The sequence below is a fragment of the Salinicola tamaricis genome, assembly GCF_003006155.1.
Classification (GTDB): Bacteria; Pseudomonadota; Gammaproteobacteria; order Pseudomonadales; family Halomonadaceae; genus Salinicola; species Salinicola tamaricis.
Window position 1 is genome coordinate 1,002,756 of sequence record NZ_CP023559.1, and the last position, 23,685, is coordinate 1,026,440.

The 23,685-nt window shown below is 65.5% G+C and carries 21 protein-coding genes and 5 pseudogenes; 7 read left to right on the top strand and 19 right to left on the bottom strand.

Going from position 1 to position 23,685, the window contains the following annotated elements; translation table 11 throughout:
* Positions 1-2: 2 nt before the first annotated feature.
* On the top strand, positions 3-494 hold the full coding sequence (locus CN538_RS04515) for a DUF302 domain-containing protein (RefSeq protein WP_207233636.1): 492 nt from the start codon (positions 3-5) through the stop codon (positions 492-494).
* A 12-nt stretch (positions 495-506) separates the two neighbouring features.
* Here CN538_RS04515 and CN538_RS04520 read toward each other — a convergent pair whose 3' ends face one another.
* The 5 genes from CN538_RS04520 to CN538_RS04530 are packed head-to-tail and all read right to left on the bottom strand — an operon-like array spanning position 507 to position 4,065.
* On the bottom strand, positions 507-1,289 hold the full coding sequence (locus tag CN538_RS04520) for an SDR family NAD(P)-dependent oxidoreductase (RefSeq protein ID WP_106418693.1): 783 nt from the start codon (positions 1,287-1,289) through the stop codon (positions 507-509).
* Positions 1,286-2,752 (bottom strand): acyl-CoA synthetase, encoded by a 1,467-nt coding sequence (locus tag CN538_RS04525; protein WP_242495754.1) that lies wholly within the window; start codon positions 2,750-2,752, stop codon positions 1,286-1,288. Before CN538_RS04525 ends, CN538_RS04520 begins: the two co-directional genes overlap by 4 nt.
* Complete coding sequence (locus CN538_RS21985; RefSeq protein WP_242495852.1) at positions 2,653-2,901, bottom strand: hypothetical protein; 249 nt, start codon at positions 2,899-2,901, stop codon at positions 2,653-2,655. Before CN538_RS21985 ends, CN538_RS04525 begins: the two co-directional genes overlap by 100 nt.
* On the bottom strand, positions 2,898-3,302 hold the full coding sequence (locus tag CN538_RS20810) for a thiolase C-terminal domain-containing protein (RefSeq protein WP_207233732.1): 405 nt from the start codon (positions 3,300-3,302) through the stop codon (positions 2,898-2,900). The genes CN538_RS21985 and CN538_RS20810 overlap by 4 nt, the downstream gene beginning before the upstream one ends.
* A complete protein-coding gene (locus CN538_RS04530; RefSeq protein WP_207233638.1) occupies positions 3,232-4,065 on the bottom strand; it encodes a thiolase family protein in 834 nt (277 codons plus the stop codon). Before CN538_RS04530 ends, CN538_RS20810 begins: the two co-directional genes overlap by 71 nt.
* Positions 4,066-4,204: 139 nt before the next feature.
* On the opposite strand from CN538_RS04530, the gene CN538_RS04535 reads away from it, so the two are divergent.
* From CN538_RS04535 to CN538_RS04550, 5 genes are all read left to right on the top strand, one after another.
* Complete coding sequence (locus CN538_RS04535; RefSeq protein ID WP_164999510.1) at positions 4,205-4,990, top strand: IclR family transcriptional regulator; 786 nt, start codon at positions 4,205-4,207, stop codon at positions 4,988-4,990.
* A gap of 321 nt (positions 4,991-5,311) precedes the next feature.
* Positions 5,312-6,316, top strand: coding sequence for a DctP family TRAP transporter solute-binding subunit (locus tag CN538_RS04540; RefSeq protein WP_106418695.1), 1,005 nt, complete (start codon positions 5,312-5,314; stop codon positions 6,314-6,316).
* Between the two features lie 59 nt (positions 6,317-6,375).
* Positions 6,376-6,822 carry a TRAP transporter small permease gene (locus tag CN538_RS04545; RefSeq protein WP_207233639.1) on the top strand — a complete coding sequence of 149 codons (447 nt, stop codon included), beginning with the start codon at positions 6,376-6,378 and terminating at the stop codon, positions 6,820-6,822.
* Entirely contained in the window at positions 6,816-7,145 is a 330-nt protein-coding gene (locus CN538_RS24085) for a TRAP transporter large permease subunit (protein WP_207233640.1), read from the top strand. The genes CN538_RS04545 and CN538_RS24085 overlap by 7 nt, the downstream gene beginning before the upstream one ends.
* Positions 7,100-8,143: a TRAP transporter large permease gene (locus CN538_RS04550; protein ID WP_207233641.1), complete on the top strand. Its 1,044-nt coding sequence runs from the start codon at positions 7,100-7,102 to the stop codon at positions 8,141-8,143. Before CN538_RS24085 ends, CN538_RS04550 begins: the two co-directional genes overlap by 46 nt.
* Before the next feature lie 118 nt (positions 8,144-8,261).
* On the opposite strand, the gene CN538_RS24090 is transcribed toward CN538_RS04550, so the two are convergent.
* The 5 genes and pseudogenes from CN538_RS24090 to CN538_RS04565 form a co-directional block, all read right to left on the bottom strand.
* Positions 8,262-8,798: a xanthine dehydrogenase family protein molybdopterin-binding subunit gene (locus CN538_RS24090; protein ID WP_340638264.1), complete on the bottom strand. Its 537-nt coding sequence runs from the start codon at positions 8,796-8,798 to the stop codon at positions 8,262-8,264.
* Positions 8,734-9,192, bottom strand: coding sequence for a molybdopterin cofactor-binding domain-containing protein (locus CN538_RS24975; RefSeq protein WP_340638318.1), 459 nt, complete (start codon positions 9,190-9,192; stop codon positions 8,734-8,736). Before CN538_RS24975 ends, CN538_RS24090 begins: the two co-directional genes overlap by 65 nt.
* Before the next feature lie 205 nt (positions 9,193-9,397).
* Positions 9,398-10,501, bottom strand: a pseudogene (locus CN538_RS24980) (xanthine dehydrogenase family protein molybdopterin-binding subunit); the annotation flags it as partial.
* 22 nt (positions 10,502-10,523) lie between these two features.
* Positions 10,524-11,510: an FAD binding domain-containing protein gene (locus CN538_RS04560; RefSeq protein WP_106418696.1), complete on the bottom strand. Its 987-nt coding sequence runs from the start codon at positions 11,508-11,510 to the stop codon at positions 10,524-10,526.
* A complete protein-coding gene (locus CN538_RS04565; protein ID WP_106418697.1) occupies positions 11,507-12,196 on the bottom strand; it encodes a (2Fe-2S)-binding protein in 690 nt (229 codons plus the stop codon). The genes CN538_RS04560 and CN538_RS04565 overlap by 4 nt, the downstream gene beginning before the upstream one ends.
* Positions 12,197-12,461: 265 nt before the next feature.
* Between CN538_RS04565 and CN538_RS04570 the strand changes: the two are divergent.
* Positions 12,462-13,230 (top strand): annotated as a pseudogene (locus CN538_RS04570) (MipA/OmpV family protein).
* 157 nt (positions 13,231-13,387) lie between these two features.
* Here the strand turns inward: CN538_RS04570 and nadA are convergent.
* The 9 genes and pseudogenes from nadA to CN538_RS04615 form a co-directional block, all read right to left on the bottom strand.
* Positions 13,388-14,437, bottom strand: a complete 1,050-nt coding sequence (gene nadA, locus CN538_RS04575; RefSeq protein ID WP_106418698.1) for a quinolinate synthase NadA — start codon at positions 14,435-14,437, stop codon at positions 13,388-13,390.
* 13 nt (positions 14,438-14,450) lie between these two features.
* Positions 14,451-15,865 (bottom strand): annotated as a pseudogene (gndA, locus tag CN538_RS04580) (NADP-dependent phosphogluconate dehydrogenase).
* 152 nt (positions 15,866-16,017) lie between these two features.
* On the bottom strand, positions 16,018-18,792 hold the full coding sequence (polA, locus tag CN538_RS04585) for a DNA polymerase I (RefSeq protein ID WP_106420550.1): 2,775 nt from the start codon (positions 18,790-18,792) through the stop codon (positions 16,018-16,020).
* Between the two features lie 563 nt (positions 18,793-19,355).
* Positions 19,356-19,877 (bottom strand): MmgE/PrpD family protein, encoded by a 522-nt coding sequence (locus CN538_RS21995; protein ID WP_242495572.1) that lies wholly within the window; start codon positions 19,875-19,877, stop codon positions 19,356-19,358.
* Between the two features lie 178 nt (positions 19,878-20,055).
* Positions 20,056-20,790, bottom strand: a pseudogene (locus tag CN538_RS22000) (MmgE/PrpD family protein); the annotation flags it as partial.
* A 78-nt stretch (positions 20,791-20,868) separates the two neighbouring features.
* The gene (locus CN538_RS04595) at positions 20,869-21,231 is read right to left on the bottom strand and encodes an SDR family oxidoreductase (RefSeq protein ID WP_106418699.1); all 363 of its coding nucleotides are present in this window, start codon (positions 21,229-21,231) and stop codon (positions 20,869-20,871) included.
* A pseudogene (locus CN538_RS25945) lies at positions 21,114-21,619 on the bottom strand (SDR family NAD(P)-dependent oxidoreductase). Before CN538_RS25945 ends, CN538_RS04595 begins: the two are co-directional and overlap by 118 nt.
* Entirely contained in the window at positions 21,619-22,950 is a 1,332-nt protein-coding gene (locus CN538_RS04610; protein WP_207233733.1) for a tripartite tricarboxylate transporter permease, read from the bottom strand. The pseudogene CN538_RS25945 and the gene CN538_RS04610 overlap by 1 nt, the downstream one beginning before the upstream one ends.
* A 191-nt stretch (positions 22,951-23,141) precedes the next feature.
* Entirely contained in the window at positions 23,142-23,558 is a 417-nt protein-coding gene (locus tag CN538_RS04615; RefSeq protein ID WP_106418701.1) for a hypothetical protein, read from the bottom strand.
* Positions 23,559-23,685 lie beyond the last annotated feature (127 nt).

The window sequence follows — 23,685 nt, forward strand, 5'->3', positions numbered from 1 at the left end:
GGATGAGACGACCGATGTCACGCTGGATCACCGCCGCGAGCCTGGCCCTGATGAGCTTCGCTACCGTCACCGCCGCCAGCGCCCAGGAGACGCAGGCCACCGCGACGGTGCCGGGCCTGATCGCCACCCCGGTCGAAGGCAGCGTTCACCAGGTGGCCGGCCGCTTCGCCGACAACGTGCGCACCAGCGGCATGACCATCTTCGCGCGCATCGACCACCGCCAGGGCGCGATGTCCCGCGATATGGCCATGCTGCCCAACGAAGTGATCGTATTCGGCAACCCCAAGACCTCGACGCCCCTGATGCAGTGCGCCGCCACCGCCGGCATCGATCTGCCGATGAAGGCGCTGATCTGGCAGGACAGCGACGGCCAGACTTGGCTCGGCTACGACGACCCGCAGTGGATCGCCACGCGCCACGGCGTCGGCGACTGCCCCGCGGTCGCCCCGCTCAGCCGCGAGATGCAGGCGCTGGTCGAGGCGACCAAGTCGTGATGGCGGCGGGCGTCAGGCGCGCAGCCCGGCGCTGCTGAAGCCACCGTCCACCGCGAGAATCTGGCCGGTCACGTAGGAGGCCTCGCCGGAGAGCAGGAAGGCAACCACGCTGGCGACCTCCGCGGGCTGGCCGTAGCGCCCCAGCGATACCCGCTCGTGCCACTGCGCGCGTACCGCATCGGTATGAATGGCACGCGCCAGCGGCGTATCGATCGGCCCCGGCGCTACCGCGTTGACCCGAATCCCCTGGGCGCCCAGCTCACAGGCCATGACCCGCGTCAGCGCATCCTGCCCCGCCTTGGAGGCGCCGTAGGCGCTACGCCCCTTGTTGCCGCAGCTGCCGGAGATCGATGAGATATTGACCACACACCCCGGCAACCCGCGCTCGACCCAGTAGCGCGCCAGTGTCCGCGAGACCACGAAGGAGCCGACCAGATTGACGTCGAGGATGCGGCGAAACTCCGCCACTTCGGTGTCGAGGGTGGCCTTGTCGATGCCGATCCCGGCGCTGTTGACCAGCGCGGTCAGCCGATAATGCGCGGCCAGGGCATCGACCGCCGCCGACACCGCCTCTTCGTCGGCCACATCACAGGCGCAGGCGGCGTGGCTGGGCAGGTCGAGCTCAGCGCACGCCCTGGCCAGCCCCTCGGCCGAGCGATCCAGCAGGCAGACCTCCCACCCGCGCGCCTTGAGCATCGACGCGATTGCCAGGCCGATGCCCGATGCGCCACCGGTGATCACTGCCGCCCCGCCGGTCGGCGTCGGGATGTTTACCGCTTCGCGCGTGCGCGTCATGACGTTGCCTCCCGGCGCTCGACCGCCTGCCGCACGAGCTGCTTGGTGATCTTGCCGTAACTGGACTTGGGTAGACTGTCGAACAGGTGATAGCGACGCGGCACCTTGTAACTCGCCACGTGCGCCTTGACCCAGCCTTCGAGCGCCGCGAGATCGAGCTCGGCCCCCTCCCGCGGGACCACCGCCGCCACACCGATCTCGCCCCAGCGCGGGTCCGGCATGCCCACCACTGCGACCTCGCGGATATCCGGATGGGTGAGCATTTTCTCCTCGATCTCGCGCGGGTAGATATTGGAGCCGCCGGAGATGTACATGTCCGACGCCCGCCCGGTGATGTAGAGAAAGCCTTCGTCGTCGAGATGACCCAGGTCCCCGGTACGGAACCAGCCGTTGCGGAACGACTTGGCGTTGGCCTCCGGGTTGGCATAGTAGCCGGCGAAGACGCCGAGGCCGCAGACACAGATCTCGCCGCTCTCCTGCGGAGGCAGCTCACGGCCGGCCTCGTCCTGGATCGAGACCTGCATCGCGGTACGGTCATAGCCACAGGTGCCCACCTTGAAGCGCGCGTCATCGGCGCTGTGCAGCTGCGGTGGCAGCACGGTGATATTGCCGGTCACTTCGCCCAGCCCGTAGTACTGCACCAGCACCGGCCCCAGGCGTGCCAGCGCACGCTGCTGATCGGCGCGGTACATCGGCGCACCGGCATAGATCACGTAGCGCAGGGAGGCCGCCGAGTAGCGTTCGGCCGCGGGGTCCTCCACCAGCAGCTTGACGATGGTGGGCACGGTGAACAGGTTGGTGATGCGGTGGGCGTCGATCAGCGCGAAGATCTCCTCGGCATCGAACCCCGGCGCGCTCGGCAGCACGGTCTTCACCCCGCGCGCCAGCTGAGTCAGATAGTGGATCCCCGAGCCGTGGGAGAGCGGCGCCACCACCAGGCTGGCGTCACTCGTCTGATCGGTGCCCGGCATCAGATCACAGAGATGGTTGGTGACGATGAAGCCCATCTGGCCGTGGGTGAGCACCGCCGCCTTGGACTTGCCGGTGGTGCCGGAGGTAAAGAAGAACCAGCACGGATCGTCGTGCTCGACGTCCACATTGGCGCAGGTCTGCCCCAGATACGCCGCCACCAAGGCCTCGTAGCCGAGATCGCCGCCCTCGTGCGTTTCGCCGAGGCAGAGGGTCAGACGCAGCGCCGGGTCGGCCGCCGCCATGGCGCGCCGATGGTGCTCGAACTCCGGACCCACCACCAGCATTTTCGCCTGGGTCAACTCGGCGAGCCAGGCCGCCTCTTCCGGCGCGATACGGAAGTTGGCCGGCGCCCAGATCGCCCCCAGCCGAAACGCGGCGAGCTGCGTCTCGATCATCTCGAAGCCGTTACGGCTCTGCACCAGCAGGCGGTCACCCTTTTCCAGCCCATGCGCCCGCAGCCCCAGCGCCAGTGCACTGACACGCTGATCCAGCGTGCGCCAGGAAGCGTCCTGTCGCCCATCACCAGCGCCGGTGCCTCGGGGTAGCGCCGCGCCGCCTGGGTGAGAAAGTGGGCCAGATTCATCACCCGCCGGCTCACCGGCGCGAGACCGCCCACGGGATGCTGCCGGGTATCGCTCATCGCACGCGCTCCAGAATGCTGACGTAGTTGGCCACCGCGGCGCCACCCATGTTGAACACGCCGGCAAGACCGGCCCCGGGAATCTGCATGTCACCGGCCTCGTGCATCAGCTGCATGCAGGCCAGCACGTGCATCGACACGCCGGTCGCCCCCACCGGATGCCCCTTGGCCTTGAGCCCGCCGGAAGGATTGACCGGCAGGCACCCGCCCTTGTGGGTCCAACCCTCGCGAATCGCGCGATGCCCCTCGCCCCGCGGCGTCAGGCCCATGGTTTCGTACTCGATCAGCTCGGCGATGGTGAAGCAGTCGTGGGTCTCGACCAGATCGAGATCATTCAGGCCGAGCCCGGCCTGATCCAGCGCCCCCCCCAGGCCCTGGCCGCCCCTCGAAGGCGGTCGGATCGCGACGGCTCAGCGCCAGCACGTCGTTGGCCTGCACCCGGGCGCGAAAGCCGATCGCCCGGTGCAGCGACTGCGCGGTCTGTGCATCCGCCAGCACCAGCGCGGCGGCGCCATCGGAGATCATCGAGCAGTCGGTACGCCGCAGCGGATCGGCCACCAGCGGATTGCCCTCGTCGGCCCGGTTGCAGCGTTCGAAGCCGAGATCGCGGCGCACATGGGCCAGCGGATTGGCGACGCCGTTGGCGTGATTCTTGGCCGCGATCATGGCCATCTCCTCGCGGCGGTCGCCGTAGCGCGCGAAGTAGTCGCTGGCGATGCGCGCGAAGACGCCGGGAAAGCCCCCCGGTGCCTGCTCCTCACGGCGGTAGCTGGCCCCCAGCAGGATCTCGCCGACCGCGGACGAGGGCAGCGCCGTCATCTTTTCCGCACCGATCACCAGCGCGATCCTGCCACGGCCGGACTCGATGAAGTCCATACCCGCATGAATCGCCGCGGAGCCGGTGGCGCAGGCGTTCTCCAGCCGCGTGGCCGGGGTCGAGGCCAGTGCCGGTTCCCCCATGCCGACCAGTGCTGCCTGGAAATCCTGCGGCGAGAAGCCGTTGTTCATGACGCCGACGAAGATGGCATCGACGGCCTCCGGGGTGATCCCGGCGTGCGCCAGGGCCTGGGGCGTGACCTGCGCCATCATGGCTTCGGTATCGGCCTCGGGGCGCTTGCCGAACGGCAGATGCGCCCAGCCGACGATCGTGGCTCGCGTTGACATGTTTTCTCCGTATTCCATAAAATGGAATTAAAAAATATGATATCAATTACGCTATTCGCCGATTAGAGCGCCTTCAATCGAAAGATGGCCGTTATATACCAAATAATTAGGCCACATTATGGAACGACAGGAGCCAGCCATGAGTTCAGGCCATATCCAGGGCGCGCAGTCCACCTATCGCACCCTGCAGGTCCTGCGTGCCATTGCCGGAGAACTGGGCAGCGGCGTGTCACTGGCCTACATCACCCAGCGCACGGGACTCTCCAAGCCCACGGTTCACCGATTGCTGCAGGCGCTCATGGCGGAGGGCATGGTCGAGAAGAGCGATGAAGAGGGTTATTTCCTGGGGCCGGAGTGTTACGCCCTGGGGGTGATCGCCAACCAGCGCTATGGCCTGAGGGAGATCGCTGCGACGCCGGTCGCGCGCATTGCCGCCGACACCGGCGACAGCGCCTTCTTCTGCCTGCGCAGCGAGTGGCACTCGCTCTGCCTCATCCGGGAAGATGGCAGCTACCCGATCAAGACCCACGTACTGCAGCCCGGCACGCGCCTGCCGCTGGGCGTGGGTGGTGCCGGCATCGCGATGCTGGCCGCGATGAGCGACGACGAGGTGGAGCAGTGTCTGGCCGCCAATGCCGAGGAGTGCGCAGCACACTTCCCCAACGACCAGCGCGCGGATCACCTGCCGCGTATCGCCGAGTGCCGCGCCCTGGGCTACGGCATCAATCGTGGCTCGGTGGTGGCGGGCTCCTGGGGCATCGGCGCCGCCGTGCGCGACCGCCACGGGCGAGTGCTCGGTGCGCTCTCGGTGGCGGCGATCGAGAGCCGCCTGCAGCCCCAGCGCCAGCGCGAGCTCGGCCCGCGCCTGGTCGAGGCCGCCAGAACCCTGGAAACCAAGATCCATCGCGCTCAGCGCATGCGCTGAGCGCAGGCCTCGCCCGCCGAGAGCAGCCCTCCGTGCGATCCGAGGCGACACATTCAGCGCGCTTTTACCGACATCAGCAACCGTAAAAATTCCACAATATAGAACGCAAGAGAAAACAGTCAGACTCGAATGCTGGCACAAGCGATTTCAAACGTTGGTCGAAAAAGCAGCTATTATCTTTCAAAAACAACGGACTTTTTAATATTCAAAACAGCGGAAAAAACCTTTACAACCATCGTCCAATTCCCCGACACGATCCGCTCGTCCAATCTGCCAGCGACAAGCCATAATAATTCCACTCTACGGAACGCGAGACACCCCATGATCAAGCGCACGCTGATTCCGCTGGCCGTCGCGGCATGTACCACCTTGCTGTCGCTCTCGGCGCATGCCGATACCTATCGCCTGACCCATAACACCTCCGACGCCACCTCCTGGCAGAAGGGCGCCGAAAAGTTCAACGAGCTGCTCAAGGAGGCGTCCGACGGCGATATCGGCGTGCGCATCTTCCCCAATGCCGTGCTCTCCGGCGGCGACCAGATGAAGCAGGCGGAGATGGTGGGCCGGGGCGATATCGACTTCGTCATCACCTCGGCGATCAACGTCACCCCGCTGATTCCCGAGATGGCGGTGTTCTCGCTGCCCTATCTGTTCTCCAACTACGCCCAGGTGGATAACGCCATTCAGGGCGCCCCGGGGGACGCAGTGAAGGAGATCGCCCGAGACAATGGCATCGAGATCCTCGCCTGGGGCGAGAACGGCTTTCGCGAGCTGACCAACAGCGTCAAGCCGGTCTCCTCGCCTGCGGACCTGCGCGGCATGAAGATCCGCGTGGCCGGCCCGATGTACATCGATGTGTTCGATGCCCTGGGCGCCAACCCGCAGCAGATCCAGTGGACCGAGACCTTCTCGGCGCTGCAGCAGGGCGTGGTCGATGGTCAGGAGAATCCGGTGGGCTCGATCATCGTGCCGCAGCGGCTCTATGAGGTGCAGAAGTATCTGACCGAGTGGCACTACTCCTACGATCCGATCTTCATCGGGGTCAGCGAGAAGCGCTGGAACGGCTGGGATGCCAAGACCCAGGCGTTGGTGACCAAGGCGGCGCAGGAGGCCATGGCCTATCAGCGTGACCTGGCGCGCGACCAGACCCGCAGCGGCGTCGAGACGCTCAAGCAGCACGGCATGACCGTCACCACCCTGGACGCAACCCAGCTAGAGGCGTTCAAGCAGGCCACCAGCAAGGTCTACGACCAGTGGGCGGCCCGCGTGGGCGAGGATCTGGTCACGCAGTTCGAGCAGGCAGTCAACGACACCCCCAGCCAGTAACTTGGCGATCAACACGGGAGCAAGACGCTGAGCGATCGGCCTGGCACCATTTCGAGGAAGTGATCTGCGGCTGCGTGTTTCTCGGCATGACGCTGCTGGGCTTCATCAATGTCGTGGTACGCAACCTCACCAACTACTCGCTGGCGTCGACCCAGGAGCTGATCATCAACGGGATGGTGCTGCTGACGGTGTTCGGTGCGGCGATCGCAGCCAAGCGCGGCCAGCATCTGGCGGTGACGGTGCTCTACGATATCGCCCCCGCCCGCTTCAAGCGCGTGCTGGTGGTGGTCTCGACCCTGCTGGTGCTGGTGACTCTGGTGCTGTGCACGCTCTTTACCGTGACCCTGCTCGGTCACCAGTACGCCAGCGGGGTGGTCTCCAGCGCCCTGCAGGTGCCGCAGTGGTACTACACGCTGATCGTGCCGCTCGGCTTCGTCATGCTGATGATCCGCCAGCTGGAGCTGGCGATCGCCGAGCTGCGCCGTCCGGGAGGTGTCGCATGCTAGACCTCTCCGCCGGTACCCAGATGATCATCCTGTTCTTCGTGCTGGTCCTGATCCGTGTGCCGGTGGCATTCAGCCTGGCACTGTCGGCCATGGCGGCGATGTACGTCATGGGCTTCGGGCTCGACATGGTGGGCGACCTGATCGTCTCGGGCATCGCCAAGTATTCGCTGCTGGCGATCCCGTTCTTCATCCTCGCCGGCAATATCATGGGGATCACCGGCATTGCCGAGAAGATGATCAACTTCTTCCGCACCCTGGTCGCGGGCTACCCGGTGGCATGGGCCTGGTCGGTACCGTGGTGTGCCTGTTCTGGGGCGCGGTGAGCGGCTCGGGGCCGGCGTCGGTGGCGGCGATCGGGCCGCTGATCATCCGCGGCATGGTCGCCGACGGCTACTCGCGTGCCTTCGCCGCGGGCCTGGTCTGTACCGGGGCGGCGCTGTCGCTGATCATTCCGCCCTCCATCGGCCTGGTGATCTACGGCATCCTCGCCGGCACCTCGATTTCGGATCTGTTCCTGGCCGCCATCCTGCCGGGCCTGATGCTCGGCCTGCTGATGCTGTGCGCGCTGCCGTTCGCGCGGCTGAGCGCCACGCCGCCCTCGGCGAGCGAGAGCGCCAGCGCGGATGCCGCCTTTCTGCGCGCGGTGGGCGAAGGCAGCGATCTGCCCTACGCCACGCGCCTGCTGCGCGCCTTCCGCGAGGCGTTCTGGGGCCTGCTGACGCCGGTGGTCATCCTGGGCGGCATCTATGGCGGCCTGTTCACCCCCACCGAAGCGGCGATCGTGGCCACCGTCTTCGCCATGTTCGTGGGCTTCTTCATCTACCGCACGCTCAGCCCGCGCGCGCTGTTCGCCTGCGTGGCAGCCTCGGCGGGGTCCTCCGCGGTGGTCATGCTGGTGGTGGCGTTCGCCAGCCTGTTCGGCTGGGTGGTGGTGGTCGACGGGCTGGTCGGCGACTACTCGGATGCGCTGCTCGGCATCAGCCAGAGCCCCTGGGTGATCGTGCTGATGATGCTGGTCATCCTGCTGCTGGCAGGGATGTTCATGGATGCCATCACCATCATGTTCATCACCCTGCCGATCTTCATGCCTGTGGTGCAGCAACTGGGCCTCGACCCGACCTGGTTTGGGGTGGCCTTGATGACGGCGCTCTCCATCGGCCTGATCACCCCGCCGGTGGGCATCAATCTGTTCGTCGCCGCCAATATCACCGGGCTGCCGCTGGGCCAGATCGCGCGTGGGGTGATTCCTTTCCTGATCGTGTCGCTGATCGGACTGCTGATCGTGGCCTATGTGCCGGCGATCTCGCTCATCGCGCTTTAGCCCCGCCGCACCTAGCGCGACGGCACCGAGACCGACGACGACAAATACCCAGACCAAGACGAAGACCCAGACAAAGACGCCGGCCCTGGGGCCGGCGTCGATGCGCTCTGGATCTGGCTCAGGCCGTGCGGGCCTCAGGCACATCATCCATCAGCTTATCGAGGGTGATCGGCAGCTCGCGGATACGCTTGCCAGTGGCGTGGTACACCGCGTTGGCCACGGCGGCGGCAAGCCCGGTGATGCCGATCTCGCCGATACCGCGGGCCCCGTACTCGTTGAAGCGGGTATCGGGGTAGTCGAGCAGGATGACATCGACCTCGGGCTGGTCGGCGTGGACCGGCACCACGTATTCGGCATAGTCGTTGTTGACCGGACGACCGTTGCGGGCGTCGTACTCGGTCGCCTCGAACAGCCCCATGCCGACGCCCATGACGATTGCGCCCTCGACCTGGTTGCGCGCGGTGGTCTCGTTGATCACCCGGCCGACATCGATGGCGCTGACCACGCGGGCGACGCGTAGATGCGAGATGCCCGGGTCCCAGCGCACCTCGACGAAGTGCGCGCCGAAGGAGCGGTAGGAGTACTGTGCATCAGCCCCCTCGGTGTGGGCTTCGCCATCGGCGCTGCCGTAGCGCGGCGCCGAGGATGTCGGCAAAGCTCACCTGTTTGCCAGCGGCGTTGCGCAAACCGCCCTCCGCGACCTCGAGCTCGTCGCTGGCGACCCCGGCGAAGGCACCATTGGCGCCGGTGGCGTAGCGCTTCATCTCGTCCAGTGCCACCCGCGCCGCCTTGGCGATCGCCGGCAGCGTGGTCGCCGTGGCCCAGGAGCCACCGGAGACCGGGCCATCCGGATAGGAGGAGTCCCCCAGTTCGACCGTGATCCGCTCCAGCGGCAGGCCGGTGAGATCGCTCACCGCCTGGGCGACGATGGTGTAGGTGCCGGTGCCAATGTCCTGGGTGGCGCAGGAGGCAAACGCCGTCCCGTCGGCACGCAGCGAGACCCGCGCATCGCACGGGCGCTTGAGCGCCTCCCAGTTGCACGCCGCCATGCCGTAGCCGACGATCGCGCCCCTGACGCATGCTGCCGATCTCGGGATTGCGCGCGGCCCAGCCGAAGCGCTCGGCGGCACGCTGGGTCGCCTCGACGATATGGTTGCTGGAGAAGTCGAGGTCTTTGCTCTCGTCGCGCTCGGCGTAGTTGTCGAGGCGAAAATCGAGCGGGTCGACGCCGGCCTCGGCGGCCATTTCGTCCACAGCCGACTCCAGCGCGAACAGCCCCGGTGCCGCACCGGGGGCGCGCATCGAGGTGGGCGTACCGCGATTCACCTGGGTCGTTGCGTGGCTGACGGTGAGATGGGGGCAGCTGTAGAGACTCTTGGTCACGCTGCCGCAGGTCTCGACGTACTGGTCGGTGAACGAGGTGGTGTTGATCGACTCGTGGCGCAGGGAGACCAGCTTGCCGTTGCCATCGGTGGCCAGGCGCAGCCGCTGGCGCGTCTCCGGCCGGTGGCCGGTGGTGGTGAACATCTGCGCCCGCGGCACCACCAGCTGTACCGGGCGCCCCAGCTCGCGCGCGGCGGCGGCAGTGGCCACGGCATGGGGCCAGGTCCACAGCTTGCTGCCGAAGCCGGAGCCGATATAGGGCGCATGCACGGTGACCCGCTCCGGCGGGATGGCGAAGATCTTGGAGAGCGCGTTACGCGCCATCACCACGCCCTGGGAGGCATCGAAGATCGTGAGATGATCGCGCTCCCACCACGCCGTGGAGGCGTGCATCTCCATCGGGTTGTGGGTCTCTACCGGGGTGCGGTAAGTCACGTCGATACGTCGGGTGGCACTGTCGAAGGCCGCCGCGGCATCGCCGCGCGAATGATTGCCGCTGCCGCGTTGGGTGCCGTGGGCGGCGACGCCCTGTTCGAGATTGGCAAGTGCCGTGTCTTCGGCATAGCTGACGTCGACCTCTCGCGCCGCCGCGCGGGCGTTCTCGAAGGTATCCGCCACCACCAGCGCCACGAACTGACCGGCGTAGTAGATGCGCTCGTCCTCGAACGGCAGACGCGTCTCCTCGACCTTGTTGCCCTGAGCGAAGCTCGACGGCGAGCGGTAGAGCTTGGGGAAGTGCCCGTGGTGGAATATCTCGATCACACCGGGCATCCGGCGTGCCCGAGCCACGCTCAGTTGACTCACCTTGCCGCTGGCGATGGTGCTGAACACACCGTAGCCGTAGGTGAGACCGGCGGGCTGCTGGTCGGCGGCGTAGTGGGCACGGCCCGAGAGCTTGTCGGGGCCATCGATCCGCGGCACGCCGGCGCCGATGATCTCACCGAAGTGCGGGTCGCTGGGCTTGTCGTCACTCATCTGGGTCTCTCCTCGCCGCGGCTCAGGCAGTGGTCAGGTCGGTCAGGTTGCGCACGATCGCCTGCTGGCCGAGGGGAATCTTGTAGGCGTTGTGGGCGTAGGCGGTGGCATGCGCGAACGCGCGCTTGGCGGCATCGGCAAAGCGCTCCTCGCTCACCGGCTGGCCCTTGAGCGCCGCCTCGACCTCCGGTGCCCGCCACGGCTTGGTGCCGACGCCCCCCAGCGCCACCCGCGCTTCACGAATGGTGTCGCCGTCGAGCGTCACGATCACCGCGCTGGACGCGAGCGCGAACTGATACGACTGGCGGTCGCGCAGCTTGAGATAGGCCGAGCGGCTGCCGGCGAGCGGCGCGTCGAGCACCACGTGGGTGATCAGCTCGCCGGGCGCCAGCGCATGCTCGCGCTGGGGCGTGTCACCGGGCAGCAGATGGAAGTCGGCGAAGTCGATCTCGCGTCGTCCCTCGGGGCCTTCGACCTGCACCTTGGCGCCGATCGCCGCCATCGCCACGCACATATCCGACGGGTGCGCGGCGATGCAGCTGTCGCTGGTGCCGAGCACCGCATGCACCGAGCGGTTGACGCCGCCGATCGCGGCGCAGCCGCTACCCGGCTCGCGCTTGTTGCAGGCCGAGACGCCATCGCGGAAATAGGGACAGCGCACCCGCTGCATCAGATTGCCGCCGGTGGTGGCCTTGTTGCGCAGCTGGGTCGAGGCGCCCGCCAGCAGTGCCTGGGAGAGCACGGCGTAATCCTCGACGACACGCTTGTCGCGGGCCAGCGCGGTGTTGGTCACCATGGCGCCGATGCGCAGGCGGCCGTCGTCCAGGCGCTCGATGCGGTCCAGCGCCACGCCATTGATATCGACCACCTTGCGCGGCTGCATGACATCCAGCTTGACCAGATCGAGCAGCGTGGTGCCGCCGGCCAGAAAGGCCGCCTGGCCATCGCTGCCGTGGGCCGCGATCGCCGCCGCCGGGCTCTCCGCCCGGGCATAATCGAAGGCTCTCATGCCGGATCTCCTGCAAGTTTGCCGCGCGCCGACTGGATCGCCGCGACGATGTTCTTGTAGGCGCCACAGCGGCAGATGTTGCCGCTCATCGCCTCGCGCACCTCGGCATCGCTGGTGCCGATCGCGTCATCGTTGATAATCGCCACCGCGCTCATCATCTGACCCGCGGTGCAGTAGCCACACTGGTAGGCATCGTGCTCGAGAAAGGCCTGTTGGATCGGGTGGCGCTGACCATTCTGCTCCAGCCCTTCGACCGTGGTGATCTCGTCGCCGTCGTGACTGACCGCCAGGCTCAGGCAGGCGTTGATCGCGGTACCGTTGACCAGCAGCGTGCAGGCACCGCACTGGCCATGATCGCAGCCCTTCTTGGTGCCGGTGAGCCCCAGCCCATGGCGCAGCGCGTCGAGCAGGATGACGTTGGGCGTCACATCGAGCCGATGCGGTTGGCCGTTGACGGTCAGCGTGATGCGCTGCTGGCCTTCGGCCGGCGGGGCATCGGCCTGGGTCTGCGGCTGGTCCGGCGAGCCGGCATAGCTGACCTGGGACAGCGCCGGCGCCGCGGCAATGGCGAGGCCGGAGGCGCCAGCGGACTGCAGGAACCGCCGGCGGCCGGGAGAGTGGGGCTGGGTGTCGCCGCGGGGGTCGAAGTGATCGACGCCCGGCGTCGCGCGCTCGTTGTCATCCATGTCTGAGATCCTCATCAAGGCTGTGCCGCTGCCGGCATCTTTGTCTTTCCAGCGTGGCGTGCTGGTTTATCGGGGCGCGGCAGGGAAAAGAGGCGTAGTGCTTCACTGAACTTAGGAAAAGTGCGGCATCAATGCCAAATCATTGGCGTAATACGCGCGATTCACGCAGAAATGGGCATCTTCCGCGGGCCCGCGACGCGGCTGGCCTTTTGCTCGGGCCTGCCGTATGTTTTCGCCCAACTGCATCGTCACAGGGATCAGAGAGATGAGTGCTTCACGTCATGGCGTCCGTCTGCTGGCGCTCGCCGCCGGCCTCTCCACCGCCGCCGCGGTCAGTGCGGCCCAGCCGACTTGGGAAGGCAGCGTCGGCGCCGGGGCGATCTATGCCCCGGACTATCTGGGTAGCGACGACTACGAGTGGAACGCCTGGCCGTCGCTGGATGCGACCTACGGCAACACCTTCTTCGTCAGCGTGACCGATGGCATCGGCTGGAACCTGGTGCGCGAGGGCAGTGGCGGGTCGCCCCCTTTATCGGCTCACCTTCGGCCGCGACGACACCGGCGACATCCGCGCTCTGGACCAGGTTGACGGCGGCGCCACCGCCGGTCTGCGCGCCAGCTATCTCGACGACACCTGGCGCTACAGCGCCGCCGCCGAAACGCCGTTCACTGGTGACCTCGACGGCTATCGGGTCAAGTTCGCGGCGACCCACGTCGCCCGCCTGGGCGAGCGCGCCGCCTTTACCGTCGGCCCGCGCTTCAGCTACACCAGCGCGGCCTGGACCGACGATCTGTTCGGGGTCTCCGCCGGAGAGAGTGCGCGCTCGGGGATTCGTGCCTACGATCCGAACGATGGCTACTTCACCGTCGGCGCCGATGCCACTCTGAGCTACTACCTCACCCGGCAGTGGTCGGTCACCGGCCTGGTCGGCGTGGCGCGTCTCACCGGCGACGCCGAGGATAGCCCGATCGTCGACGATCTCGGCGATGCCACCCAGTGGCGCGCGGGGGCCTTCATCAACTACCACTTCTGATACCGGCCACCGTGACATCGACAGGGGCGTGCCACGCCGCCCCATCGGCAAAAACGCCCGCCCCGGCATCGGCCGGAGCGGGCGTTTTCGTCTTGCCACGGACAGCGCTGGGGGTGATGCCAAAAGTCGGCGAGCGACGTCCGTTGTCGTACCCAGCCTAACGACGCTTCAACTCGGCACCGAACTCCAGCATGCGATTCAGCGGTACCAGCGCCTGGCGCGCGATCTCGGGATCGACATGAATCTCCTGGCCGCAGCCGTTGGCGTCTTCCAGCACCGCCAGGGTGTTCTCGAGGCCGTTCATCGCCATCCACGGACAGTTGGCGCAGCTTCTGCAGGTCGCGCCATTGCCCGCCGTGGGCGCAGCCATGAAGGTTCTGTCCGGCATCAGCTGCTGCATCTTGTAGAAGATGCCGCGATCGGTGGCGACGATGAAGCTGGGGTTGTCGAGCTTCTGGGCCGCGCTGATCAGCTGCGAGGTGGAGCCGACCACATCGGCGATCTCCACCACCGAGGCCGGTGACTCCGGGTGCACGAGCACTGCGGCCTGCGGATGCAGCGCCTTGAGATCGAGAATCCCCTTGGCTTTGAACTCATCGTGGACGATGCACTCGCCCTCCCAGCAGAGCACGTCGGCCCCGGTTCGCTCGCGCACATAGTTGCCCAGATGGCGATCCGGCGCCCACAGGATCTTTTCGCCCTGCCGGTCGAGGTGATCGATCAGTTCCACCGCGATCGACGAGGTCACCACCCAGTCGGCACGCGCCTTCACCGCCGCCGAGGTGTTGGCGTAAACCACCACGGTGCGCTCCGGATGCTGGTCGCAGAAGGCGGAGAAGGTGTCCGCCGGACAGCCGATGTCCAGCGAACAGGTCGCCTCCAGCGTAGGCATGAACACCCGCTTCTCGGGGCTCAGGATCTTGGCGGTCTCGCCCATGAAGCGCACCCCGGCGACGATCAGCGTGGTCGCCGGGTGATCCTTGCCGAAGCGGGCCATCTCCAGCGAGTCGGCGACGCAGCCACCGGTCGCTTCCGCCAGCGCCTGGATCTCGGGATCGGTGTAGTAGTGCGCGACCAGCACCGCGTTACGCGCCTTCAACTGCGCCGCGATACGCGCCCGATAGTGCGCCTTGGCGCCCTCGTCGAGCGTCGGCTGCGCCTGGCCCGCCAGATGCTCGCGAACGCGTTCCCGCTCCCGCTCCGCCATCGCTTCGTCTCCGTCAGTCCTGCAACCACTCGGTATGGAAGGTCCCTTCGCGATCGACACGCTTGTAGGTGTGAGCGCCGAAAAAGTCGCGCTGGGCCGGATCAGGTTGGCCGGCAGTTTCTCGCTGCGATAGCTGTCGTAGTAGGCGATCGCCGAGGAGAAGGTCGGCACCGGGATGCCGTTCTGTACGGCATGAGCGATCACGTCCCGCAGCGCCGACTGATAGTTGCCGGCGATATCGCCGAAGTACGGCGCCATCAGCAGGTTCTTGAGCTCGGGGTTTTCCTGGTAGGCGTCGGTGATCTTCTGCAGGAAGCGCGCGCGGATGATGCAGCCGGCGCGGAACAGCTTGGCCACTTCGCCGTAGTTCAGGTCCCAGCCATGATCCTCGGAGGCGGCGCGCATCTGGGCGAACCCCTGGGCGTAAGAGGCGATCTTGCTGAAGAAGAGCGCCTTGCGCACCTTCTCGATGAACTCGGCCTTGTCACCCTCGAAGGTCTTATGCGCCGGGCCCTTGAGCACCTTGGACGCTGCCACACGCTCCTCTTTCAGCGCCGAGATGAAGCGCGCGAAGACCGATTCGGTGATCAGCGGCAGCGGCACGCCGAGATCCAGCGCGCTCTTGCTGGTCCACTTGCCGGTACCCTTCTGCCCCGCCGAGTCGAGGATGATATCGACCACATCGTGATCGCTCTGGTCATCCTGCTTGGTGAAGATCTTGGCGGTGATATCGATCAGGTAGCTGTCGAGTTCGCCCTCGTTCCACTCACTGAACACCTCGGCCAGCTCGGCGTTGGAGAGCCCCAGCGAGCCCTTGAGGATCGCGTAGGCCTCGGCGATCAGCTGCATGTCGCCATATTCGATGCCGTTGTGAACCATCTTGACGTAGTGGCCGGCGCCATCCGGGCCGACATAGGCCACGCAGGGCTCGCCGTCGTCGGCGCGGGCAGCGATCTTCTCGAGGATCGGCGCCACCATGTCGTAGGCTTCCTTCTGCCCGCCCGGCATGATCGACGGCCCTTTCAGCGCCCCCTCCTCGCCACCGGAGACGCCGGTGCCGATGAAGTTGAAGCCCGCCTCGGAGAGCTCCTTGTTGCGGCGAATGGTGTCCTCGAACGGGGTGTTGCCGCCGTCGATCAGGATGTCGCCCTGGTCGAGATGCGGCTTGAGCGACGCGATCGTCTTGTCGGTGGCATCGCCGGCCTTGACCATCAGCAGAATGCGTCGCGGCGTCTCCAGCGACGCCACGAACTCCTCGACGCTGTAGAACGGTTTGAGCTTGCTGTCACCGTTCTCGGCCATCACCTCGTCGGTCTTCTCCGCCGAGCGGTTGTAGATCGACACCGTATAGCCGCGACTCTCGATGTTGAGCGCCAGATTGCGCCCCATGACGGCCATGCCGACCACGCCGATTTGCTGTTTGGCCATGGAATTGATGCTCCTTGCAAAAATGAAGCCGCCACGCGGCGATGAACGTCACCCGCTGACGGATGCTCCCTATTGTAAGGCAGAGCGGGCGTTCCGCCGAATCGTCCGCTGCCCCGCCCGGCACCACCGGCTGGAGACTATCCCGCCAGGGCTCAGTGCGCCTCGTCCCAGTTGGCGCCGCTATTGGCGTCGACGATCAGCGGTACCTTGAGTTCAGCGGCGCGCTGCATGCGCTGTCGCACCGCAGCGATGAAGTCGTCGCTCTGCGCCTCGGCGACCTCGAACACCAGTTCGTCGTGCACCTGCATCACCATCCAGGCATCGAACTCGGCCTGGCCCTGGGCCGGGTTGAGCCAGTGGTGTACGTCGATCATGGCAAGCTTGATGATATCCGCCGCAGTGCCCTGCATCGGCGCGTTGATCGCGGTACGTTCGGCAGCCTGGCGCCGGGCGTGGTTCTGCGCCTTGATCTCCGGCAGGTAGAGCCGGCGTCCGAACACCGTCTCCACGAAACCGTCCTCCGCCGCCTGGGCGCGAATCCTGTCCATGAAGGTGGCGACGTTGGGGTAGCGGTCGAAGTAGCGATCGATATAGGTCTGCGCCTGACCGCGCTCGATGTGCAGCTGCTTGCCCAGGCCCCAGGCGCTCATGCCGTAGATGAGGCCGAAGTTGATCGCCTTGGCACTGCGCCGCTGATCCACGGTGACCTTCTCCAGCGCAACACCGAAGACTTCGGCGGCAGTGGCGGCGTGGATGTCCTGGTCGTTGGCGAAGGCGTCGAGCAGCCCCTTGTCGTCGGAGAGGTGCGCCATGATGCGCAGCTCGATCTGCGAGTAGTCGGCGGCGACGATACGGTAGCCGTCGCGGGCGACGAACGCCTGACGGATCTTGCGCCCCTCTTCGGTGCGAATGGGGATGTTCTGCAGATTGGGGTCGGAGGAGAGCCGTCCGGTGGCGGTGACCGCCTGGTGGTAGCTGGTGTGCAGCCGCCCGGTGACGGGATTGACCAGCCGCGGCAGCTTGTCGGTGTAGGTTGACTTGAGCTTGGTCATGCCGCGGTGGGCCATGATCAGCTTGGGCAGCGGATAGTCCAGCGCCAGCTCTTCGAGCACCGCCTCGGCGGTACTCGGCGCGCCCTTGGGCGTCTTGATCACCGGGATCTTCTGCTCCTCGAACAGAATCTCGGCAAGCTGCTTGGGCGAGCCGAGGTTGAACTCCCGGCCCGCCAGTTCGAAGGCTTCGCTCTCGAGCTCGCGAATGCGGGTTTCCAGCGCCTGACTCTGGGCGTGCAGGCGCGCCGGGTCGAGGGCCACGCCGCCGCGTTCCATGTGCGACAGCACCGGAATCAGCGGCCGCTCGATACGGTCGAGCACCTCGGCCAGACGCCCTTCCGCCTCGAGCTTGGGCCGCAGTTCGCGATGCAGCCGCAGGGTGATGTCGACGTCCTCGCAGGCGTAGGGCACGGCTTCCTCGAGCCCGATCTGATCGAAGGTGAGCTGCTTGGCGCCCTTGCCGGCGATCTCCTCGAAGCTGATCGTCTTCTCCCCGAGGTACTTGAGCGCCAGCGAATCCATGTCGTGGCGCGTCGCCGTGGAGTTGAGCACGTAGGACTCGAGCATGGTGTCGATCAGCTCGCCGGCGACCTGGATGTCGTAGCGCGCCAGTACCGAGATGTCGTACTTGAGGTTCTGCCCGATCTTGGCGATGTCGGGGTTTTCGAGCAGCGGCTTGAGCGCCGCCAGCACCGCGTCGCGGTCGAGCTGGTCGGGGGCATCCAGATAGGCGTGGGCCACCGGAATGTAGGCGGCCTCATGGGGTTCGAGCGCCAGCCCGATGCCGACGATATCGGCCTCCATATAGTTGAGGCTGGTGGTCTCGAGATCGAAGCAGAACGCCTCGCTCGCCGCCAGGCGCTCGACCCAGGCGTCGAACTCCGCCTGGGTGAGCAGGGTATGGTCTTCGCGCGAGGGGCTGGCCAGCGCCGGATCCTCGTCAACAGCGTCGCCCGCCACCGCACTGCCCGAGGCGACGTCGTCCACACCCTCGTCCTTGCCGTCGAGCAGCTCACCCAGCCAGTTCTTGAATTCGAGCCGGGTGTACAGCGCCTTCAAGGCGTCGCGGTCCGGCTCGGCCAGGTGCAGCTCGTCGAGCCCCACCGGCAGATCGCAGTCGGTCTTGATCGTGGCCAGGCGATAGGAGAGAAAGGCCTGCTCGCGGTTGGCTTCGAGCTTCTTGGGCAGCGTCTTGGCACCGCGGAAATCCAGCGTGGTGACGCGTTCGAGGTCGGCGTAGATGGTGTCGAGGCCGCCGCCCATGCCCTGGAGCAGGCCGAGCGCGGTCTTCTCGCCGACCCCGGGTACACCCGGGATGTTGTCGACCTTGTCACCCATCAGCGCCAGATAGTCGATGATCAGCTCGGGCGGTATGCCGAACTTCGCCTCCACCCCGGCCACGTCGAGGGTTTCGTCCTTCATCGTGTTGACTAGGGTGATATGGGCATTGACCAACTGAGCCATGTCCTTGTCACCGGTGGAGATCACCGCATCGCGCCCGGATTCGGTAGCAAGCCGGGCCAGTGTGCCGATAACGTCGTCCGCCTCGACCCCCTCGATGCACAAAAGCGGCAGGCCGAGGGCTCTGACACAGTCGTGCAGCGGCTCGACCTGGGGCCGTAGATCGTCCGGCATCGGCGGCCGGTGGGCCTTGTACTCGGCGTAGATCTCGTCGCGAAAGGTCTTGCCCTTGGCGTCGAACACCACCGCCATGGGGCTCTGCGGATACTGTTTGATCAGGCTCTTGAGCATCGCCAGTACTCCCCGCACCGCGCCGGTCGGCTGACCGTCGGCGGTCGACAGCGGCGGCAGGGCGTGAAAGGCGCGATAGAGATAGGAGGATCCGTCGACGAGGACGATGGGAGCATCTGCCATGAGCTGGGGCATCCGTGACTGGCTTTCGATCGCTTCATGATACGCAAGGCGCCGCTCGGCGTCAGGGCGCGCCGCCGGCAATCGGGAATCCCCACCCGTGCCGGTGGTCGAAGCAGATGCGAAGAGCCGCGATCCAGCGCTAGACTGGGCCGCGCAGGCACTCGCTGCCTCTAGTAAGACTTTCGCCACCCGGGGCAGCCGCACTATCGCTGGCCATGGCGCCAGGACTCAAGCCCAGCCCCGCGCCCGTCACACAGATGACGGTCAGTCAGCATCCAGGCGTTCTCATGGCATTCTCGCTTCGAGCTGGAATCGCGACGAACACCCGATTGTAGAGAGAGCCTCGCCAGGCGGTTGATCAACACCGCTATCAACAGCATCAGTAGGCAGCCGGTCGCGATCGGGAGCAGGCTTGCGACCGACCCGTCTTATGGCGTTCGGCGTGGCCCGATCATCGCTATGAGAGCGGTGGTGCCATCCGGCGGATGTAGGGCGCGAACGCGAAGCACGGCTTGACGCCCCCACACGGGATGAACATCAAGCCGCTTACTTCAGCGTGTCGCTCAGACGCGAATCAGCTCGGCAATGGCGCTGGCATCCGGCAAGTCGGTGACCGACCAGGCGGTACGGATCAAATTATCCTGCGCTTCCGGGGAGAGTACGCCATTGCAGCAGGAGCGGACTTTGCCCTCCAGTTCCGCATCGGTCAGGGGATTTTCTGGCCCACCCCGATAGCGCTCATCGGCCCAGCCCGAGATCTCGTGGCCGTTCTTCAGTTGGATCGTGATGCGCGAGCGCATCTTGTCGAAGCCCTGGCCCTCGATTTCTGCGTCAAACTCGGTACGAATGCGCCGTTGCATATCCTGCATGGCCTGGGAAGCCACGAACGCATCCGAGAACTCACGCTTACCGGCCTGACGGTCCAAGGCGATCATGGCCAGAGCGGCCGGCAACGAGAACTTGGCCTGCAAGTGGTTGGCCGCGACCGGATAACGGATCGGGTTGAGAATGTTGCTTCCCGCATGGACGGTGACCTGTTCGATATTGTCCGGGGCGACATCGCCTTCGGTGACAAGCCGCAACATCAGGTCGATGGTCGGGTGAGTCAGCACACCGCAAGCAAGGATAAGGCTTGATCGAGACGCCCGGTTCGATGATGGTCCAGCCCCTGCCGAAACCCTGTTGCAGTTTTTCGGCGCTCACACCCCCACCCTGTACGGCCATGAATCCCCAAGGGCCATCGAGCGCATCAGGATCGGCCGTGAAGCCCCGCTCCGCCAACAGCGCCGCGGTCACTCCGTTTTCCGACGCGCGCCCGACGTGCAGCGGTTTGGTCATGGTGCCGAAGTTGCAACGGATACCGGCGGCCAGGCTGGCGGCGATGCCGAAGCCATGGCGTAGCTTGTCGCCGCTCAGTCCTATCAACTTGGCAGCACTGGCGAAAGCGCCGAAGGTTCCAACGGTACCGCTGGAGTGCATGCCCCGCATATAGTGCTGCGGCAACATCCATTCGGAAATCTTGCACTCGACCTCGAAACCGGTGAGGAACGCTTCCATGAAGCGAGTTCCTGTCACGCCACCCAGCTTCTGGCTCATTACCAGGGTCGCGGTCAGCGATGGAATGGTCGGGTGAGTGAGCAGACCGTAAATATGGTCCGGATCCTTGCTAACCTGGCTGTCGTCCCAGTCATGGGCATGTCCGGCCGTACCGATCACGCGCGCTGCCATTGCCGCTGGCACCTTGACCTCGCCCTTGCTGAGCAGGTAGGCATCGGCACGCCCCAGGGTATCTTCCGCTTCGTCAGCGAGCAGGCGCACCGTCTGCTCTTCGGAACCCGCCACGAAGAGCCCCAGCCCGTCGAGCAGACAACGCGTCCCGATGCGCACCGCCTCCTCGGGTATATCACTGAATCGGACACCTTCGATGAAGGCCACGGCTTCTGCCGTGATGTGCGTTTGTTCAGGCATTTTAGCGAATACGTTATTGGCAACTGACATGGATGACTCCTTTCTTCGAATGATGAAGACGCGAAGGCCCCCGTAGGGAGGGACCGAGCGAATCGGTGCATGAGAGGGCTAGCCGAAGTAACGGCCGCCGTTGAGATGGAAGGTCTGCCCGGTGATGTAGCGCGCCTGCGGCCCGGCCAGAAAGCCGACGGTCGAGGCAACTTCGTCAGGTCGCCCCAGGCGAGCGGCGGATACGCTCGCCCCCTGGAGGTGCGGTGGCGGCGAGCCGGCTGCTCGCTGCGTCTCGATCTGGCCCGGCACGACACAGTTCGCGGTGATACCGCGTCCCGCCAGTTCCACCGCCAGCGCCCGCGTCAGCCCGATGACGCCCATCTTCGAGGCGATGACGTTAGCCCGCTCCGCCGCGCCGACATGCGCACTAGTCCACCAAAGGTGATGATCGAAGCCTCGCGGGATTCGCCCAGCAGCGATAAAACCGCATGAACGGTATAGAAGGCGCCGTCAAGATTGACGCCCATCACCTCGCGCCAGTCTTGCGGCGTAATTCGTTCGAGAGGCTTGTGCGGGCGAACCGCCGCGCAGCAGACCAAGCAATCCAGCCTGCCGAAGCGATGATCGAGCTGCGCCACGGCGGCCCTGATCGAGCCGAGATTTGCCACATCGGCAGCGACACCAACGCTTGCTGGCCCGCCGCCTCGATGGCGGCCAAGGTCGACTGCATGGACTCGCCATCTGCCCTGGCTACGATCGCGACATCGGCACCCTGGCGGGCCAGTTCGATCGCCACCGCTCGGCCGATGTTACGGCTACCTCCCGTCACCAAGGCGACCTTGCCCGCCAATGCTCTGTCCGCAGACATCACTTGGCCCCCTTGCTGGCAGCAGAACGAGGGCGACGAAAGCGTCGCAGCCAACCGAAAACAGGCTGATAGAAGAGGCTGAAGGCGGCCAGCAGGAAGAAACCGATAGCGATCGGACGATCCAGGAAACGCCAGGCATCGTGATCGAAGATGATCATGGACTGAGCCAGCGAGTTCTCGACCAGCGAACCGAGCACGACCCCCATGATGATTGGCGCGGCACCGAAGCCGTAGCGCTTGAGCCAGAAGCCAGCGAAGCCTGCGATCAGCATGATCATGACGTCGACCATGCTTTGGTTGACGCCATACGCTCCAACCACGCACAGCGCGAACACCGTCGGCCACAGAAAAGTCCGTGGGATCAGGGAAATACGCGAGAACAGCCTGGCGCCCACCAATCCGAATACCAGAAACACGACGTTGGCCAAGAACATGGCGGCAAAGATCGAGTACAGCAGATCCGGCTGATTCTCGAACAGATAGGCCCCCGGGCGGATGCCATGAATCTGAAGCCCGCCGAGGATAACGGCCGCCGTGGCCGAGCCGGGAATGCCAAGCGCCAGTGTCGGTACCATCGAACCACCCGTGGCAGCGTTGTTGGCAGCTTCCGGGCCCGCGATCCCTTCTATCTCTCCAGTGCCGAACTTGTCGCCGTTCTTGGACCACCGGCGCGCCTCGTTATAGCCGATCATCGCGGCCATGGTGCTGCCTTCGGCGGGCAGGATACCGATGAAGGTACCGATACCCGATGAGCGAAGAATCGTCGGCCAGACCCGCTTGAAATCGGTAGCGGATGGCAACTTGATGGCATTGAGCGAGATACGCTCCAGTACCTTGTCGCGGACATTGGCCTGGGATAGCAGTTCGGCAATCGCGAATAGGCCGATCAGGATCGGAATGAAGCTGATGCCTTCGTAGAGTTCGGGGACGCCGAAGGTGAAGCGCTCCACCCCGGTGGTCAGATCGACCCCCACGGTCGCGATCAGCAGCCCGAACGCCCCACCGATCAGGTTCTTGACCGGAGACTTGCCGCTGATGGATGCCAACATCGAGAGGCCGAACACCGCTAGCGCGAAATATTCCGGCGGCCCGAAAGAGTGGGAAATCCGGGCCAGCGCCGGCGCCGCCAGCACCATTACGATCAGCGACAACATGCCACCGATGACGCTGGCGACGGCGGCCATGCCGAGCGCACGGCCCGCCTCTCCTCGCTGGGCCATGGGATAGCCGTCGAATGCCGTCGCCGCCGCCGGTGGCGCGCCCGGCGCGTTGATGAGAATGGCCGTGATCGAGCCGCCGAAAGTCCCTGCGCAATACAACGCAGCGAGCATCGAGATGGCGGGAACCGGATCGAGATAGATCGTGAATGGCGCAGCAGCGCCACCGCCATGGAGGAGCTGAGGCCCGGCAAAGCACCCACCAGTACCCCGACGATAGTCCCCAACAGAATGACCGCCAGCGACATCGGATCGATAAGAATGCTAAATCCCGTCAGTATGTGTTCCATAAACGTTCCCGTTACTCAGGACAGCCAGGGTGAGAGGATCCCTGCGGCAGCCGAAGCTGCAGCGCATAAGTGAAAAGCAGATAGATCATTACCGGTGTGCAGACGGCGTAGAATCATGATCCGTCCCAGATGGCGCTCACCCCATAGCAGTGGGATCAGCAGGCAGGTCAACGCCATGGTCAATGTCAGACCGAGAATCTCGAACAGCAGAAATGCAGCCAGCAGCAGCCCGGCCGTTACCCACATGCGCCAGGAAATGACCGGCTTGTCCTCCTCGACGTGGCCATATCCCTGATAGAGCATCACCAGGGTCAGCACCGCCATCACCCCCAGAATCAGACGTGGCATGGCGGTGGCCTGCATGCCCTGGGCAAACAGGGCCGGCACCGTCGAGAAGGTCGTGGTTATCCAGTAAAGCGCGACGACAATCACCAGGAGTACGACTCCCGGCAGGAGATTCTCCAGCGGCTAACTGGTGGAAAACTCCGAGTTGGAACAGAGGGATTGGCCGAGGCCGGTGGATCACTGAGTCAGGCCCAGGTCCTGCATCGTCTCCTGG